Origin of the sequence: Mesorhizobium sp. WSM4310 (assembly GCF_007003935.1) — a bacterium.
In the GTDB taxonomy this organism is placed as follows: domain Bacteria; phylum Pseudomonadota; class Alphaproteobacteria; order Rhizobiales; family Rhizobiaceae; genus Mesorhizobium.
Genome location: NZ_VFTA01000024.1, coordinates 34119 through 49012 on the forward strand (window position 1 = coordinate 34119; position 14894 = coordinate 49012).

A 14894-nucleotide genomic window follows, 5' to 3' on the forward strand; every position below is an offset into this window, starting at 1 on the left:
AATGCGGACGTTTTCGGCGATCGCCGGCAGCACGGCCTTCTTCATCGCGGCACCCGGCGTGGTCGCCGGGCTGGTTCCCTGGCTGCTCAGCGATCATTATCGCCTGCCGTGGTCCACCATGCCGGGCTTTGTTCCTGCCGGCGGCGTCCTCATCGTCGCCGCGGCTGCTGTTCTGCTGCATGCTTTCGCCAGCTTCGCGCTCGAGGGGCTGGGCACGCCGGCCCCGGTCGCGCCGACGGAGAAGCTCGTGATCGGCGGCATCTACCGCCATGTCCGCAACCCCATGTATGTCGCCGTGCTGTCGATCATCCTCGGCCAGGCGCTGCTGTTCTCGAGTTGGACGCTTGTCGGCTATGCCGTCATCGGCGCTGTTGTCATGAGCTCCTTCGTCAAATTCTACGAGGAGCCGACGCTCGCCCGCCGCTACGGCGCCGACTATGAAACCTATCGACGCAACGTCCCCGGCTGGCTGCCGCGCCTGACGCCCTGGCGGGGCGAACAGATCACCAGTGCTGCCGATCGTCCGCTAGGGCTAGAATGACCAACTGCGCGCTTTGGCGATAATGAAATCGCGGAACACGTGCAGCTTGGCCTGGTTCTTCATCGCGTCGGGATAGGCGAAATAGGTGTCGAAAGACGGCACCTCGGTTTCCGGCAAAAGCTGCACCAGGCCGGAGTCCTTGTTGATCACATAATCGGGCAGCATGGCGATGCCTGCGCCGCCCTGCACGGCGCGCTTGATCGACAAGATGTCGTTGATCTGCAGCGACGGCACACGTTGGCCGCCCTCGAAATCGCCGACCGTCTCCAGCCAGTTCAACTCCGACAGATGCGACGGCACCGGCAGGCCGAAGGTGACGATGCGATGGTTTCTGAGCTCCGCGACCGAGGCTGGCTTGCCATGCTTGGCGACGTAGGAGGGTGCCGCATAGAGGTGGAAATGCACGGTGAACAGGCGGCGCTGGATCAGGTCCGGCTGCTGGGGCTGGCGCAGCCGGATGGCGCAATCGGCCTGGCGCATGGTGAGGTCGAGCTCCTCATTGGCGAGGATCAGCTGCAGGCTGACTTCCGGATAAAGCTCGATGAACTCCTGCACCCGTTCGGTCAGCCAGCCGGCGCCGAGGCCAACCGTTGTCGTGACGCGAAGCACGCCGGAGGGCCGGTCCTTGGTCTCGGTCAGGCGCGACTTGATGGTCTCGAGCTTCATCAGCACGTCATGCGCCGTGCGAAACAGCATCTCGCCTTGTTCGGTCAACACCAGGCCGCGCGCATGGCGGTTGAACAGCGGCACGCCGACATCGTGCTCGAGCGCACTGACCTGCCGCGAGATCGCCGATTGCGACAGGTGCAATGTCTCGGCCGCGTGCGTAAACGACCCCGCTTCCGCCGCAGCGTGAAACACGCGTAGCTTGTCCCAGTCCAACGCCATGATTCCCCTCGTTCTGTTTGGCGTCTGAATGAAAAATCAGGCTTTTACACGGCGTTTCTAAGCCGTTTTTTTAACAGTTTAAAGCGGCCGTTATTCGGCTGCTTCGCGGTGCACCTCGATGCCGGCGAGATACTTTTCCGCTTCGAGTGCCGCCATGCAGCCGAGCCCCGCCGCCGTCACCGCCTGGCGGTAGACGTCGTCGGTCACGTCGCCGGCCGCGAACACACCGGGCACGTCGGTGCGGGTCGAATTCGGCGCCGTCCACAAGTAACCGTTCGGCTTCTGCTTCAGCTTGCCGACAAACAGCTCGACCGCCGGCGCATGGCCGATCGCCACGAACACACCGTCGACCTTGAGGTGGGTTTCGGCACCGGTCACCGCATGCTTGAGCTTCAGCCCTTCGACTGACGGTGGCAGCGGCGCCTTGCCGGGGCGGCCGGTGATCTCGTCGACCACCGTGTCCCAGATGACGCGGACATTGTCCTTCTGCAGCAGCCGCTCGCGCAGGATGCGCTCGGCGCGGAAGTCGCTGCGCCGATGGATGACCGTGACGCTCTTGGCGAGGTTCGACAGATAGAGCGCCTCTTCCACCGCCGAATTGCCGCCGCCGACCACCGCGACATCCTTGCCGCGATAGAAGAAGCCGTCACAGGTGGCGCAGGCCGAGACACCGAAGCCCATGAAATCCTGCTCGGTCGGAATGCCCAGCCACTTGGCCTGCGCGCCGGTTGCGATGATCAGCGCGTCGGCGGTGTAGGTGGTGCCGGAATCGCCCTTGGCGCGAAACGGCCGCACGTTGAGGTCTACCTCGGTGATGATGTCGTTGATGATGTCGGTGCCGACATGCTCTGCCTGCTTCAGCATCTGTTCCATCAGCCACGGTCCCTGGATGGGATCGGCGAAGCCGGGATAGTTTTCGACATCGGTGGTGATCATCAGCTGGCCGCCTTGCTGCAGGCCGGCGACCAGCATCGGCTTCAGCATGGCGCGCGCGGCATAGACCGCCGCCGTATAGCCTGCGGGGCCGGAACCGATGATGAGAACGGGCGCGTGCTTGGTGGTCATCTAGAACCTCTGCGGGCGGACGATGCCTTGGAAAAAGACGTGGAATTCGCGCTCAATGTAAGGGTTGCCAACCACGCCAGCAAGACGAACGGGCCGTCGTCCCCGGAAAGCTTCGGCCCAAAGCGCTTATTCGCGCCATTGCCGCTTTCGTTACCATTCAAAAATCGCTTTGATGAGGGCTGGCGCCGACACAAAAGTCGTTTAATTACAAAATCGCGAAAGATTCTTGCGCCGAGCTGAGACCGCCATGCCGCTGAAAGCCGACCTCGACGCCATCGACTGGAAGATCCTGCGCGAGCTGCAGGCGGATGGGCGCATGACCAATGTCGAGCTGTCGAACCGCGTCGGCATTTCGGCCCCGCCCTGCCTGCGCCGGGTCAAGCGGCTGGAGGAGGCCGGCATCATCCGCGGCTACCGCGCGCTGCTCAATGCCCCGGCGCTCGGCCTCGATGTCGTCGCCTTCTGCCTGGTCGGCCTGCATCACCAGGCCGATGCCGAACTGCGCACCTTCGCCGAGCGCACGCGCGGCTGGCCGATCGTGCGCGATGCCTGGATGGTCTCGGGCGAATCCGATTTCCTGCTGCACTGCGTGGCAAGCGACCTCGGCGCCTTCCAGACCTTCGTCATCGAGGAGCTGACCTCGACGCCGAATGTCGACACGGTGCGCACCGCTCTCACCATACGCCGGGTCAAGGATGAGGGCCTGGTTTCCTTCGAACGCCCCTGAGGCGAGGCGAGCGCCTGTGCGCTGGCGAATTCCTGGCCTTCGCCACACCGGCGCCGCGTTGGTATTCGACAGACGCTGATGTACAAGGCTGGACGGCTCTGCCGGACTTCGTCGCTTGGCTGACCGCTAATTGGTTTCTCAAGCGATTCCAGGAAAAGTGTGTAACGGTTTTCCGTGCGGATTTGCTTGGGTACAGATGGCGAAAGCAGCGTTGCTCTGGGGGCGGCCCGCCATGGGAGGGGGACCATGACTCGATTTGCAAGCCCGGTCTCGGCGCTTATCATCTGCGTGAACGAGGCCGACATGATCGGCCCGTGCCTGGAAAGCATCGACTTCTGCTCCGAGATCATCATCGTCGATTCCGGTTCTACTGATGGCACCATCGAATGCGTCAAAAGCTATATCGCCAAGGGCTACCCGATAACGCTGCTGCACAATGACTGGCCGGGTTTTCCCCGTCAGCGGCAATTCTCGCTCGACCACGCGACCCAGCCCTGGTGCCTTTCGATCGACCCGGACGAGCGCGTCGACGACCAGTTGCGGCAGTCGATCGTGGCCATCACGCAGGCCGCCGATGGCAAGATCCGCGGCTGGTACATCCGTCGCCGCGATTGGCTGAAGGGCTATGGCTATGCGCATCGCTGGGTGCTGCACAACAGGCTGATGCGGCTTTTCCGTCGGGAGGGCGCCACCATCGATCTCACCGCGCGGGTGCACGAAGCCTTCCACGTGCCGGGCGAGACCGGCACGATCGAAGAGGGCGTCCTGCTGCATCGCCGTGAAATATCGATCGAGGAAGGTCTCGCCCGGGCCAACGCCTATTCCAGCCTCAAGGCCGTCACGCTGGTCGAGAAGGGCAAGAAGCCCGGCCTTGTGCGGCTGGTGTTGTCGCCGCTCGGCAACTTCCTGAAATTCTACCTGGCCAAGCGCTATTTCCTGTGCGGCCGGCACGGCTTCGTCTACTCGATGTCGGTGATGATCTATTCCTTCGCCACCGAGGCAAAGCTCTACGAAGCCTCGGAACGCAACGATCCTGCGTGAGCCGTCAGGCCGGGATCAGGAACGGTTGTCCCGGCCGAGCGCTTCAACGGCGGCGAGCAACTCACCAAGGTCGCTGCTGCCCCGCAGGGGCCGAATGGCGAAGCCGGGCTGGACCGCAGCCTCGCCGTCGACCAGCCAGCCCAGTGCCAGACCGGCGCGCTTTCCCGCCTGCATGTCGGCAAGCTTGTCGCCGACGATCAGCGAGCGCTGGAGATCGAGAGCAAGGCGTTTGCCCACATCGACCAGCATGCCTGGATTGGGCTTGCGCATCGGATGATCGGGGATGGCGAGTGGTCCGACGCCGGCCTCGTGGTAGGCGCAGGCAATCACCATGTCGACGAACACGCCCTCCTCGCCCAACAGCTCGAGCACGCGGCCGTTCACCGCCGCAAAGGCGCTCCAGCCGAAATAGCCGCGCGCGATGCCGGACTGGTTGGTGACCACCACAACCGGGATTCCCGCCCGGTTGGCGGCTGCGATCGCCGGCAGCATCTGCGGCCTGAGCTCTATCTCGGCCGGGTCGCTGGGATAATCGGTATCGACGTTGATGGTGCCGTCGCGGTCGAGGAACAGCGCCGGCAGGTGCGGCGGGAAAATTCGGTTTCCGAGGCGCTCGACCCACACGCCCGGCTCGGTCAGCGGATGTGGCGGCGCCGTCCTGTCAGCCATTGCTGAGACGCGCTTCGACCACTTCGCAGAGGTGATGGTAGAGGCACAGATGCCCCTGCTGGATGATCGGCGTCGAGGTCGAGGGCACGTTGAGCAGGATGTCGCACAGCGGCTTGAGTTTGCCGCCGGTGTCGCCGGTCAGGCCGATCACCGTCATGTCCATCATCCGCGCCTGTTCGGCGGCGGCCAGGATGCTCGGCGAATTGCCGCTGGTCGAGATCGCCAGAAGCACGCCTCCGACCGTGCCATGCGCCTCGACCTGGCGCGAGAACACCGTGTCGAAGCCGTAATCATTGCCCCAGGCCGTCAGCACCGCCGCATTGGCCGGCAGCGCGATGACATTGTAGGCCTTGCGCTCCTTCAGGAAGCGGCCGACCAATTCGCCGGCTATGTGGATGGCGTCGCTCGCCGAACCGCCATTGCCGGCGATCAGCAAGGCCTTGCCCGATGAAAGCGCCGTCACCACGGCGCTCGCCGCCCGTTCCATCTCGCCGGTCAGGTCACGCTTGACCATCGCCGTGATCGCGGCCGCCGAGCGGACCAGATAGTCGTTCAGTTCAGACATCAAAACCTCAGCTTGTAGAGCCGGCGCGCAATTTGCCGATGGTGCCGGTGGTGCTCTTGCCGGCGACGAGATCGACCAGCACGACGCGCCCGCCGGCCTTCTGCACCACGTCGGCGCCGACCACGGTGTCGATCGTATAGTCCGCGCCCTTGACCAGGATGTCGGGCAGTAGCGCCTCGATCAGCGCCAGCGGCGTATCCTCCTCGAAGACAACGACGGCATCGACCGAGGCAAGGGCCGCGAGCACGCAGGCGCGGTCGTGCTGGTCGTTGACAGGACGGCCCGCCCCTTTCAGCCGCCGCACCGAAGCATCGCTGTTGAGGCCGAGCACCAGCCGGTCGCACTGGCTGCGCGCCGCGTGCAGCAGGCTGACATGGCCGGCATGCAGAATATCGAAGCAGCCATTGGTGAAGCCGACGCTCAAGCCCTCTTCCTTCCAGGCCGCCACCATGCGCGCGGCCGATGCGGCATCGAGAATGGCATCCTTGTGGGCGGTCGGTCCGTGCGAGCGAAACAGCGCCCCGGTAAGCTCCTCGACCGTCAGCCGCGCGGTGCCGCGTTTTCCGACCACGACGCCGCCGGCGGCATTGGCGATCGAGGCCGCCGCGACGGGATCGGCTCCCGATGCGAGCGCCAGCGCGAACGTCGCGATCACCGTGTCGCCGGCGCCAGAGACATCGAACACTTCGCGCGCCTGGGTGGCGATATGGCGCGCCTCGACCGGGCCGACGACGCTCATGCCCTTTTCACTGCGCGTGGCGACGACGAAGTCGAAACCATGCGCCGAAATCAGTTCGCGTGCGGCAGCCACGATCTCGTCATCGGCGAACACGGCGTGGCCGACGGCCTCGCCAAGCTCCTTGCGGTTGGGGGTGATGGCGGTCGCGCCGGCATAGCGCGCATAGTCGCGGCCCTTCGGATCGACCAGCACCGGCTTGCCCGCCTCGCGGCAGATGGCGATGAGTTCGGCGGCGACGCCGTCGAGCAGGATGCCCTTGCCGTAATCGGACAGGATGACGATGTCGGCCCCCGCCAGTGCCGCGCGGAAATGCCGGATCAGCCCTGCCCGCTCAGTCGCGTCCAGCGGCTTGATCTCTTCCTCGTCGAAGCGCAGCACCTGCTGGTTGAGCGCGCTGAAGCGGCTCTTCGACGACGTCATGCGGCCGCGCTGCTGCCAAAGCCCCGCTGTCTCGGCGCCAAGCTCGCCGAGCATCCGCACCAGGCTGTCGCCGGCGGTGTCCGTGCCGATCACCGAAACCGGAATGGCCCGCGCGCCAAGCGAGACGATGTTGGCCACGACATTGCCGGCGCCGCCCATGGCCGAGGTCTCGCCGCGCCCATGCAGCACGGGGATCGGCGCTTCCGGCGAAATCCGCTCGATGACGCCGTTGACGAAGCGGTCGAGGATAAGGTCGCCGACCACCAGCACGGTGACGCCGCCAAAGCGGGCAATGGCGCGGTGCAAGGGTTCGGGAGAAGGCGGATTGTGCTTGATCATATCACTGGCAACGCGCGGGGAAAAACAGTCGCTGAAACATACGGGGTGTCGGCTGGCGGTCGTTCATGCCTGCCGATATACCGCAATTCGAACCGGCGCAACGGCGGCGCCGCTTCAGCTCTTCTGCAAGGCAACGTGGACGCCGAGCCCGACCAGCACGGCACCACCGGCCCGCTGCATCAGCCGCTGCGCCCGGCTCGAACGCCGCAGCCGGCCGATGACGAGGCCGGCCAGGAACACGCAGACGATGTCGGCCGAGGAGAACATCAGGTTGACGATGGTGCCTAGCACCACGAATTGCAGCCACACCGGGAGGGCCGCAGAGGCATCGATGAACTGCGGCAGGAACGCCATGAAGAAGATCGCGGTTTTCGGATTGAGCACCTCGACGGTGATGCTCTCGAAAAAGGCGCGGCGGGCCGATTTCCGCTCGATCGCGGGCAGCGCCACGTCGCCCTCGATGCGTTTGCGAAACAGCGAGACGCCGAGCCAGATCAGATAGAGCGCGCCGACCAGCTTGACCGCCATGTAGAGCGGCGGCACGGCATGGAACAGCACCGACAGGCCGGCGGCGGCGGCAAAGACATGCACATAACCGCCGAGATGGATGCCCAGTGCCGCCGTCAGTCCCGACCAGCGCCCGCGCGCCATCGTCTGCGCCGCCGCATAAAGCATGGCCGGACCGGGGATATAGGCGAAGATCGCCGTGGTGGCGAAGAACGCAATGAGCAGTTCGGTCGACGGCATTTTCTGTCCCTTATGATCGGTGCTGACTGAGCGGAAGCTTTGCGGCGCCACTGTGACGCCTGCACCTGCTTTGTCGACAGCCCGGCTGGCCTCCCTTATAAGGACCGGAATCGCAAGCAACCAGAGGCCTTCATGATCATCGTCACGGGCGGCGCCGGCATGATCGGCTCCAACATCGTCGCCGCGCTCAATGCCGAAGGCCATGACGACATTCTCGTTGTCGACGATCTCACCGACGGCCACAAGATCGCCAATCTCGCCGACCTCGGCATTGCCGACTATCTCGACAAGGACGATTTTCTGACCCGCATCGAGGCCGGCTCGCTCGGTCGTGTCGAGGCCGTGTTCCACCAGGGCGCCTGCTCGACCACCACCGAGTGGAACGGCAAGTTCATGATGGAGGTGAATTTTGCTTATTCGAAGCGGCTGCTGCACGCCTGCCAGGCGCTGCGCGTACCCTTCCTCTACGCCTCCTCGGCTTCCGTCTACGGTGGCGGTTCCGAGTTTCGCGAGGAGCCGGCGCTCGAGCGGCCGCTCAACGTCTATGCCTATTCGAAGAAGCTGTTCGACGACTATGTCAGGCGCACCGTCTTCGACACCGACCATTCGCAGGTCGCGGGCCTGCGCTATTTCAACGTCTATGGCCCGCGCGAGGCGCACAAGGGCGCCATGGCCTCGGTCGCCTTCCATCTGTTCAACCAGGTCGAGCGCGGCGAGAATCCGAAACTGTTCGGCGCCTATGACGGCTTCGGCCCCGGCGAACAGAGCCGCGACTTCATCCATGTCGGCGATGTCGCCGACGTCAATCTATGGCTGTGGAAGCGCGGCTCGAACGGCATCTTCAACTGCGGCACCGGCCGCGCCCAACCCTTCCGCGCCATCGCCGAAACCGTCATCGATACGCTGGGCAAGGGCGAGATCGAGTTCATCCCCTTCCCCGACCACCTCAAGGGCAGCTACCAGAGCTTCACGCAAGCTGATATGTCCCGTTTGCGCGCGGCCGGTTACAACGGCCAGTTCCGGACAGTGGAAACCGGTGTCAGAGACTATGTCGAATGGCTGAAAGCCCAACGATCCTCGTGATCGGCCCACGCTGGGTGGGCGACATGGTGATGGCGCAGTGCCTGTTCTCGGCGCTGAAGGAGCTCCATCCCAACGCCGCGATCGATGTGCTGGCGCCGGCCTGGGCGGCACCGCTGGTCAAGCGCATGCCCGAGATCCGCCAGCAGATCGACTTTCCGCTGAAACCCGGCGCGCTCGAATTTACCCATCGCCGCCGCTTCGGCCGCCTGCTGCGCGGCCGCTACGACATGGCCTATGTCCTGCCGGGCAGCTGGAAATCGGCGCTGATCCCCTTCTTTGCCCGCATTCCGCGCCGTGTCGGCCATCTGCGCGAAATGCGCTATGGATTGCTGACCGACATCGTGCCGCTGCCGAACGCCGTGAAACGGCGCACCGCGCAGGCCTATTTCAGTCTCGCCAGGGGCGGCAGTTTTCGCGCGCCCCATCTGACCGTGGATGCCGGCAACCAAGCCGCCCTGCTCGACCGTTTCGGGCTGGCGCGGCAGAAATTCGTCGCCCTGATGCCTGGCGCCGAATTCGGCCCGGCCAAGCGCTGGCCGAGCGAAAGCTATGCCGGCCTTGCCCGCGAGTTCGTGGACAAGGGCCTGAAGGTCGCCCTGTTCGGTTCGAAGAACGACCGCGACGTCACTGCCGAGATCGCTGCCCTTGCCCCCGGCGTCGTCGACCTCGCCGGCCAGACACGTCTGGAGGACGCCATCGACCTGATCGCCGCGGCAAGGCTGGCTGTGTCCAACGACAGCGGGCTGATGCATGTCGCGGCAAGCGTCGGCACGCCGATCGTCGCCGTCTACGGCTCGACCTCGCCCGAAAACACGCCGCCGCTGGCGGAACGGCGCGAGCTGGTCTGGCTGCACCTCTCCTGCTCGCCCTGCCACCAGAAGATCTGCCCGCTCGGCCATCTCAACTGCCTGAAGACATTGGAAGTCGGCCAAGTCGCGGCGGCGGCGGAGCGACTGCTGGCAATCCCGGCCGCGGCATGAAGGTCCTGATCGTCAAGACATCGTCGATGGGCGATGTCATCCACACCTTTCCGGCCGTCGAGGATGCCAGCCTGCACCGGCCCGACGTTTCCTTCGACTGGTGCGTCGAGGAGGCGTTTGCCGGCATTGTCGCCCTGCACCCGGCGGTTGGCAGGATCCATACGGTGGCCATCCGGCGCTGGCGCAAGGCGCTTTTCAGGGACAGCACCTGGCGTGAGGCGGCCGCGCTGCGCCGAACCTTGCGTAAATGCCGCTACGATCTGGTCATCGACGCACAGGGCCTGCTGAAATCGGCCCTGGTGGCGCGGCAGGCGCGCGCACCGATCGCCGGCTTCGACCGGTCGAGCGCACGCGAACCCTCGGCGACCCTGTTCTACGACGTCACCTACGGCGTGCCGCGCAACCTGCACGCCATCGAGCGGACGCGGCGGCTGTTCGGGCTGGCGCTTGGCTATCAGCCAGATCTGTCGACGCTTGCTTCAGGCATCGTGCCGCCACCCGGCGCTCTCGCCGGCATCACCGGAAAAACCGCCTTCCTGTTGCACGGCACCAGCCGCGAGGACAAGAAATGGCCTGTCGAGGACTGGATCGGAACCGCCCGCCTGCTGGTCGAGCGCGGCATGATGCCGGTCACCACCTGGTCGAACGAACGTGAGAAGTCCGTTGCCGATGCCATCGCCAGGGTCGTGCCGTCCACGGTCGTGGTGCCAAAATCGCCGCTGGCCGACATCGCCGCCATTCTCGGCCGCTCGACGCTGGTCATCGGCGCCGACACCGGCCTGACCCACCTCGCCAGCGCCTTCGGCCTGCCGACAGTTGCCGTGTTTTTGGCGACGGAGCCGGGTTTGACGGGTCCGCGTGGGCAATTTGCGTCGACACTGCTGGCCGCCCCTGGTGGACGTCTGACGCCCGCGGAGGTGGTGGCGGAAGCCGGCACGCTGCTTAATCTCAAATTGCAGGCGCCGGCTTAGGGCCTTTTAAAAATAGAACTATCAAGAGGCCCTAAATAAACTGCACCTGGACGATCTCATACCCCCTGGCACCGCCGGGCGCATTGACCTCGATGGCGTCGCCAACTTCCTTGCCGATCAATGCGCGCGCGATCGGCGAGGAGATCGAGATGCGGCCGGACTTCACGTCCGCTTCCTGGTCGCCGACGATCTGATAAGTCTTCTTTTCCTCGGTGTCCTCGTCGACCAGCACGACGGTGGCGCCGAACTTGACCTTGTCGCCGCTGAGCTTGGTGACGTCGATCACCTCGGCGCGCGCGATCAGGTCCTCGAGCTCGTTGACGCGGCCCTCATTCAGGCTCTGCGCCTCCTTGGCGGCGTGGTATTCGGCATTTTCGGACAGGTCGCCATGCGAGCGCGCCTCGGAGATCGCCTCGATGATGCGCGGCCGCTCTTCCTGCTGGCGCCAACGCAGTTCTTCCTTCAATGACGCGAACCCCTCGCCTGTCATCGGGACCTTGTTCATGATGCCTGACCTTTCCTGCCGCCACCCCCGCGTTTCGGGGGAAGCCTTGTCGTTGGGTACAAAAAGAAAACGGTCCGGCAGCCTCGGGCTAACGGAACCGTTTCACCGCAATTTCCCCCAATATAGCAATCTTCGCGGGTTTTTCACGCCCAAAAATCGGTTTTGCAAAAATCATCCCCGCTTTCACCAGAGGAGGTGGCAGGTGAGGCGGGCGGCAACAAAAAACGGCCGCGATCGCTCGCGGCCGCTTTGATAAGCTTGGGAGCCTGATCAGCTCCGCATGAAATGCTCGATCTGCTCGGACAGCATGCCATATTCGCGCGAGCCCTTGCCGGTGCGCTTCTCGATTTCCATCAGCTGCTGCTGGGCGCCGGCGAGGTAACCGATCTGCAGATGCGCCTCGCCGAGATATTCGCGCACCAGGGTGTAGTTCGGGTCGATGCGCAGCGCTTCCTCGTAATAGCCGAGACCGACCGTGACACGGCCAGAATGGCGGTGCGAATAGCCGAGATAGTTGAGGATGCGCGGATCCTGCTTGTTGGCGGCGAGGGTAAGCACCGAGATCGCCTCGTCATAGCGCCCGGCCATCGCCAGCGCATGGCCTGCATCATAGATGCTGTCGTCGTCCAGCATGCCTTCCTGAGGAGCGACACACTTTTTCTTCTTCTTGTCCCAGACCTCTCCCTTCTTGCACTGGGTGACAGTCTGGTCGCTGCCACCACTACTGCCCGCGGCGAATACCGGGACAGCGAAGAACTGCAGCGCGACAAGGGCAGTCGCGGCCTGGATCAGCATTCTTTTGTGCATCGAAGCCTCCTTGAGGGGTGAGAATGCAACACTAACGCCAAGCGTCCCGCGTTTCATCCCGGAAAAATCACGTTGAGAACATCAGGTGACGGAGGCCGGAAATCCGCTATCATCCGGGCAAACGACTGACGGAGACGGCCCGTGCAGCGGCGGCTTGAAAAGGACTGGGATCTTACGATCGGCCCCGATACCGTGCGCCTGTTTATCCTCAAGGCCAAGGCGTTGAGTGCCGCTGTCAACGAGGACTATGCCGACGGTGCCGAACACGAGATCGAGTTCGACGGCGACACGCACGACAATCATCACCATGACGGCCTTGTCGAGGAAAGTTCGGAAAACCTGACCGAAGAGGAACTGCGCGAACTGATCAACGACCTCAATGTCGATGAAGCCGCCGAACTGGTCGCGCTCGCCTGGGTCGGCCGCGGCGACTACGACGCCTCGGAATGGGTGGACGCCGTGACGGCGGCGCGCGAACGCGCCAACAAGCGCACGGCCAAGTACCTGCTTGGCATGCCACTGCTCGCCGACTGGCTGGAGGAAGGCCTCGAAGCGATCGGCGCGTAACGCCGTGGTAACCGATTGTGATCGGCGCAAAGCGTTCGTCGAGGCAACTTCCAGCATGCCGGCGCCGTTTCGGAGCGATGGCAACGCTGAGCTTTTCCCGACTTTGCACCTTGGCGCTGCTTCTGGCGGCTACGGTCCTGCTGGCGACACCGGCCGACGCCAGACATCGTCACAGGCATTACCAGCCACTATCCCCTCGGATGGATCAGTCGTCGACGCAGCGTCTGGACCAGCCGCGAAGGCCGAGGGTCAAGCACCGCGTGAGAGCGCGAGGCAAGCAGGCGCCACAGGAAACGCCGGAGCAGCAGACCTCGCCCGCCGAGGTTCCAGTGCCGGAGCCGCGTCCCGCGGACGCTCCAAAGGCCGACGCCGCACCGGCGCAAGAGCAAAAGACGGAAGGTCCAAAGGCCCCGGACGCCTCCAACCAGCTCAATGAGGAAAAGTCTCGTCAGGCAAAGCAGGCACATCCCGAGCCGTCAGCCCCCGAACCTTCGTCCCGAGAGCCGTCTACCGAAACGGAAAGCGAGCCGGAGCCGCCAGCCGAGGTGCCGATCCCGACACAAAGACCCGACACTACGGAACCAGAGGTTGGGCCTCCTGCCATGGCCCCGCAGCCGCCGCCAAAACCGGTGGATGCCGGCGATGAGAAAATGCTTCCCGACCCGCGCTCGGCCGACCGGCCTGGCGAAAAGATGCCCGCTGAGGAAGTCGCCTGCCGCGAACGGCTGAAGGCGCTCGGCGTCGAATTCGAGGAGCACAATGCGGAAAGCAATCCCGAAATCGGCTGCTCCATCCCCTACCCCCTGGTGCTGAAGAGCCTTGGCAAGTCGATCGCCATCGCCCCCGGCACCGAGCTCAACTGCCCGATGGCCGAAGCGGCGGCGCGCTTTGCCGCCGAAATCATCCAGCCGGCGGCGAAAGCCGAATTCGGCGCCGACCTCAAATCGATCGGCCAGGCATCGGCCTTCGTCTGCCGTCCGCGCCACGGCACCGGGAAACTGTCCGAGCACGCCTTCGGCAATGCGCTCGACATCGCCAGCTTCACCTTGTCCGACGGCAGGAAGGTCGAGGTCGGCCCAACGCCGCCGGAGAAGGATGCCAAATTCCTCAACGCCGTGCGCAAGGCGGCCTGCGGTCCATTCAAGACCGTGCTCGGACCGGGCGCCGACGCCGACCACGCGCTGCACTTCCACCTCGATCTCGAACCGCGCAGGCATGGCGGCACGTTCTGCCAGTAGGCCCTCTGGGATCGCGGCCGTATTTCCGCCGCAGGGGTGAACGCGGGCGCTGAGTTTTCCTTTACCCTTGATCGTTAAAATGCCGGATATCCGGCCATGATCCCGAAAAGTGGAACCCGGTTTTCGGAAAAGATCATGGCCAGGCAAAAGGTAGAACCTGATCGGGATCAGGTTCGGGGACAGGATTCCGCCAATGGCCGGCAAATTTCGCGCCGTGTTTTTCGCCACCGCGCGCCGATCGAAACCCGCGACGCTGCTGGCCGCCGGCCTTACCCTCGCGGCGGTTTCGGCCTGCAACACCGGCAGCGTGCTGTCGCTGCAGCCGGCGGTCGATGTCGGCGCGCAAACCGCGGCCGTGCCGCAATATACCGGCATGCAGCGGCTTGTCCCCTCCAATCCCTACATGACGCAGGCCGCCTATCCACGCATGGATGAGCCGATGTCGCCGGTCGAGCAGATACCGGCCAGCGAAGTCGATTGCCGCCAGCAGCTGAAGCGCCTCGATGTCGCCTATACCGACCTGGCGCCGATCCATGAAGGCCAGTGCGGCATCGACTATCCCGTAAAGGTCACGGCCATCGGCAGTGTCGAGATGAAGCCCGCAGCGACGCTGACCTGCGACATGGCCGCCACCTTTGCCGCCTGGACGAAGAACGAACTCGTTCCCTCCGCCCGCTGGCGCTACTTCTCCGGCGTCAAGACCATCCACCAGGGCTCGAGCTACTCCTGCCGCAACATCGCCGGCGAAGGTGTTTTGTCCGAGCACGGCAAGGGCAATGCGCTCGACGTGATGAGCATCGAACTCAACAATGGCGACGACATCGACGTGCGCAAGCCCGGCCTGTTCGCCTTCCGCACGCGCGGCTTCCTCAACAATGTACGCGCCGATGGCTGCCAGTATTTCACCACCGTGCTGGGACCCGGCTACAATTACGACCACCGCAACCATTTCCATTTCGACATCAAGAACCGCAGGAACGGCTATCGCGCCTGCCGGTAACA

General features: G+C 64.3%; 17 protein-coding genes. 9 read left to right on the forward strand and 8 right to left on the reverse strand.

Translation table 11 applies throughout. The annotated features are described in order from the left end of the window. Nucleotide 1 precedes the first annotated feature (1 nt). Entirely contained in the window at nt 2-541 is a 540-nt protein-coding gene (locus tag FJV80_RS23435) for an isoprenylcysteine carboxylmethyltransferase family protein (RefSeq protein WP_095773601.1), read from the forward strand. Here the strand turns inward: FJV80_RS23435 and FJV80_RS23440 are convergent. Together FJV80_RS23440 and trxB are read right to left on the reverse strand one after the other, a co-directional pair. Then, nucleotides 533-1429, reverse strand: a complete 897-nt coding sequence (locus FJV80_RS23440) for a LysR family transcriptional regulator (protein ID WP_095773600.1) — start codon at nt 1427-1429, stop codon at nt 533-535. The genes FJV80_RS23435 and FJV80_RS23440 overlap by 9 nt on opposite strands. 90 nt (nt 1430-1519) lie before the next feature. Next, complete coding sequence (trxB, locus tag FJV80_RS23445; protein WP_032931359.1) at nt 1520-2494, reverse strand: thioredoxin-disulfide reductase; 975 nt, start codon at nt 2492-2494, stop codon at nt 1520-1522. A gap of 247 nt (nt 2495-2741) precedes the next feature. Between trxB and FJV80_RS23450 the strand changes: the two genes are divergently transcribed. Both FJV80_RS23450 and FJV80_RS23455 read left to right on the forward strand, forming a co-directional pair. After that, nucleotides 2742-3221 carry an Lrp/AsnC family transcriptional regulator gene (locus FJV80_RS23450; protein WP_019860544.1) on the forward strand — a complete coding sequence of 160 codons (480 nt, stop codon included), beginning with the start codon at nt 2742-2744 and terminating at the stop codon, nt 3219-3221. Nucleotides 3222-3467: 246 nt separating this feature from the next. Beyond that, a complete protein-coding gene (locus FJV80_RS23455) occupies nt 3468-4262 on the forward strand; it encodes a glycosyltransferase family 2 protein (RefSeq protein WP_095773599.1) in 795 nt (264 codons plus the stop codon). A gap of 15 nt (nt 4263-4277) precedes the next feature. Here FJV80_RS23455 and gmhB read toward each other — a convergent pair whose 3' ends face one another. The 4 genes from gmhB to FJV80_RS23475 all read right to left on the reverse strand — a co-directional run bounded on the left by gmhB (nt 4278) and on the right by FJV80_RS23475 (nt 7741). After that, nucleotides 4278-4931 carry a D-glycero-beta-D-manno-heptose 1,7-bisphosphate 7-phosphatase gene (gene gmhB / locus FJV80_RS23460; RefSeq protein WP_142877530.1) on the reverse strand — a complete coding sequence of 218 codons (654 nt, stop codon included), beginning with the start codon at nt 4929-4931 and terminating at the stop codon, nt 4278-4280. Beyond that, nucleotides 4924-5496 (reverse strand): SIS domain-containing protein, encoded by a 573-nt coding sequence (locus FJV80_RS23465; protein ID WP_095773597.1) that lies wholly within the window; start codon nt 5494-5496, stop codon nt 4924-4926. The genes gmhB and FJV80_RS23465 overlap by 8 nt, the downstream gene beginning before the upstream one ends. Before the next feature lie 7 nt (nt 5497-5503). Continuing rightward, nucleotides 5504-6994, reverse strand: a complete 1491-nt coding sequence (rfaE1, locus tag FJV80_RS23470) for a D-glycero-beta-D-manno-heptose-7-phosphate kinase (protein ID WP_142877531.1) — start codon at nt 6992-6994, stop codon at nt 5504-5506. 114 nt (nt 6995-7108) lie between these two features. Further along, a complete protein-coding gene (locus FJV80_RS23475; protein WP_095773595.1) occupies nt 7109-7741 on the reverse strand; it encodes a LysE family translocator in 633 nt (210 codons plus the stop codon). 132 nt (nt 7742-7873) lie between these two features. Between FJV80_RS23475 and rfaD the strand changes: the two genes are divergently transcribed. The 3 genes from rfaD to waaC are packed head-to-tail and all read left to right on the forward strand — an operon-like array spanning nt 7874 to nt 10775. Beyond that, nucleotides 7874-8824, forward strand: coding sequence for an ADP-glyceromanno-heptose 6-epimerase (gene rfaD / locus FJV80_RS23480; protein WP_142877532.1), 951 nt, complete (start codon nt 7874-7876; stop codon nt 8822-8824). Then, nucleotides 8797-9804 carry a lipopolysaccharide heptosyltransferase II gene (waaF, locus tag FJV80_RS23485; RefSeq protein ID WP_142877533.1) on the forward strand — a complete coding sequence of 336 codons (1008 nt, stop codon included), beginning with the start codon at nt 8797-8799 and terminating at the stop codon, nt 9802-9804. Before rfaD ends, waaF begins: the two co-directional genes overlap by 28 nt. After that, entirely contained in the window at nt 9801-10775 is a 975-nt protein-coding gene (gene waaC / locus FJV80_RS23490; RefSeq protein WP_142877534.1) for a lipopolysaccharide heptosyltransferase I, read from the forward strand. Before waaF ends, waaC begins: the two co-directional genes overlap by 4 nt. Nucleotides 10776-10806: 31 nt before the next feature. On the opposite strand, the gene greA is transcribed toward waaC, so the two are convergent. Beyond that, on the reverse strand, nt 10807-11280 hold the full coding sequence (gene greA / locus FJV80_RS23495) for a transcription elongation factor GreA (RefSeq protein WP_008877613.1): 474 nt from the start codon (nt 11278-11280) through the stop codon (nt 10807-10809). A 270-nt stretch (nt 11281-11550) separates the two neighbouring features. Next, nucleotides 11551-12087 (reverse strand): tetratricopeptide repeat protein, encoded by a 537-nt coding sequence (locus tag FJV80_RS23500; protein ID WP_142877535.1) that lies wholly within the window; start codon nt 12085-12087, stop codon nt 11551-11553. A 141-nt stretch (nt 12088-12228) separates the two neighbouring features. Between FJV80_RS23500 and FJV80_RS23505 the strand changes: the two genes are divergently transcribed. The 3 genes from FJV80_RS23505 to FJV80_RS23515 all read left to right on the forward strand — a co-directional run bounded on the left by FJV80_RS23505 (nt 12229) and on the right by FJV80_RS23515 (nt 14892). After that, entirely contained in the window at nt 12229-12654 is a 426-nt protein-coding gene (locus FJV80_RS23505) for a DUF3775 domain-containing protein (protein ID WP_095773590.1), read from the forward strand. A gap of 200 nt (nt 12655-12854) precedes the next feature. Next, nucleotides 12855-13892 (forward strand): extensin family protein, encoded by a 1038-nt coding sequence (locus FJV80_RS23510; protein ID WP_185975254.1) that lies wholly within the window; start codon nt 12855-12857, stop codon nt 13890-13892. A 193-nt stretch (nt 13893-14085) separates the two neighbouring features. After that, nucleotides 14086-14892 carry an extensin family protein gene (locus FJV80_RS23515; RefSeq protein WP_095789104.1) on the forward strand — a complete coding sequence of 269 codons (807 nt, stop codon included), beginning with the start codon at nt 14086-14088 and terminating at the stop codon, nt 14890-14892. The last annotated feature ends 2 nt before the right edge of the window (nt 14893-14894 follow it).

What these genes read in the sequence shown, in the direction of transcription:
- waaC (WP_142877534.1), top strand. Translation starts at nt 9,801, where the DNA reads ATGAAGGTCCTGATCGTCAAGACATCGTCGATGGGCGATGTCATCCAC.
- FJV80_RS23435 (WP_095773601.1), top strand. Translation starts at nt 2, where the DNA reads ATGCGGACGTTTTCGGCGATCGCCGGCAGCACGGCCTTCTTCATCGCG.
- FJV80_RS23500 (WP_142877535.1), bottom strand. Translation starts at nt 12,087, where the DNA reads ATGCACAAAAGAATGCTGATCCAGGCCGCGACTGCCCTTGTCGCGCTG.
- gmhB (WP_142877530.1), bottom strand. Translation starts at nt 4,931, where the DNA reads ATGGCTGACAGGACGGCGCCGCCACATCCGCTGACCGAGCCGGGCGTG.
- rfaD (WP_142877532.1), top strand. Translation starts at nt 7,874, where the DNA reads ATGATCATCGTCACGGGCGGCGCCGGCATGATCGGCTCCAACATCGTC.
- FJV80_RS23475 (WP_095773595.1), bottom strand. Translation starts at nt 7,741, where the DNA reads ATGCCGTCGACCGAACTGCTCATTGCGTTCTTCGCCACCACGGCGATC.
- greA (WP_008877613.1), bottom strand. Translation starts at nt 11,280, where the DNA reads ATGAACAAGGTCCCGATGACAGGCGAGGGGTTCGCGTCATTGAAGGAA.
- waaF (WP_142877533.1), top strand. Translation starts at nt 8,797, where the DNA reads ATGGCTGAAAGCCCAACGATCCTCGTGATCGGCCCACGCTGGGTGGGC.
- FJV80_RS23440 (WP_095773600.1), bottom strand. Translation starts at nt 1,429, where the DNA reads ATGGCGTTGGACTGGGACAAGCTACGCGTGTTTCACGCTGCGGCGGAA.
- trxB (WP_032931359.1), bottom strand. Translation starts at nt 2,494, where the DNA reads ATGACCACCAAGCACGCGCCCGTTCTCATCATCGGTTCCGGCCCCGCA.
- FJV80_RS23465 (WP_095773597.1), bottom strand. Translation starts at nt 5,496, where the DNA reads ATGTCTGAACTGAACGACTATCTGGTCCGCTCGGCGGCCGCGATCACG.
- rfaE1 (WP_142877531.1), bottom strand. Translation starts at nt 6,994, where the DNA reads ATGATCAAGCACAATCCGCCTTCTCCCGAACCCTTGCACCGCGCCATT.
- FJV80_RS23455 (WP_095773599.1), top strand. Translation starts at nt 3,468, where the DNA reads ATGACTCGATTTGCAAGCCCGGTCTCGGCGCTTATCATCTGCGTGAAC.
- FJV80_RS23510 (WP_185975254.1), top strand. Translation starts at nt 12,855, where the DNA reads ATGGATCAGTCGTCGACGCAGCGTCTGGACCAGCCGCGAAGGCCGAGG.
- FJV80_RS23515 (WP_095789104.1), top strand. Translation starts at nt 14,086, where the DNA reads ATGGCCGGCAAATTTCGCGCCGTGTTTTTCGCCACCGCGCGCCGATCG.
- FJV80_RS23450 (WP_019860544.1), top strand. Translation starts at nt 2,742, where the DNA reads ATGCCGCTGAAAGCCGACCTCGACGCCATCGACTGGAAGATCCTGCGC.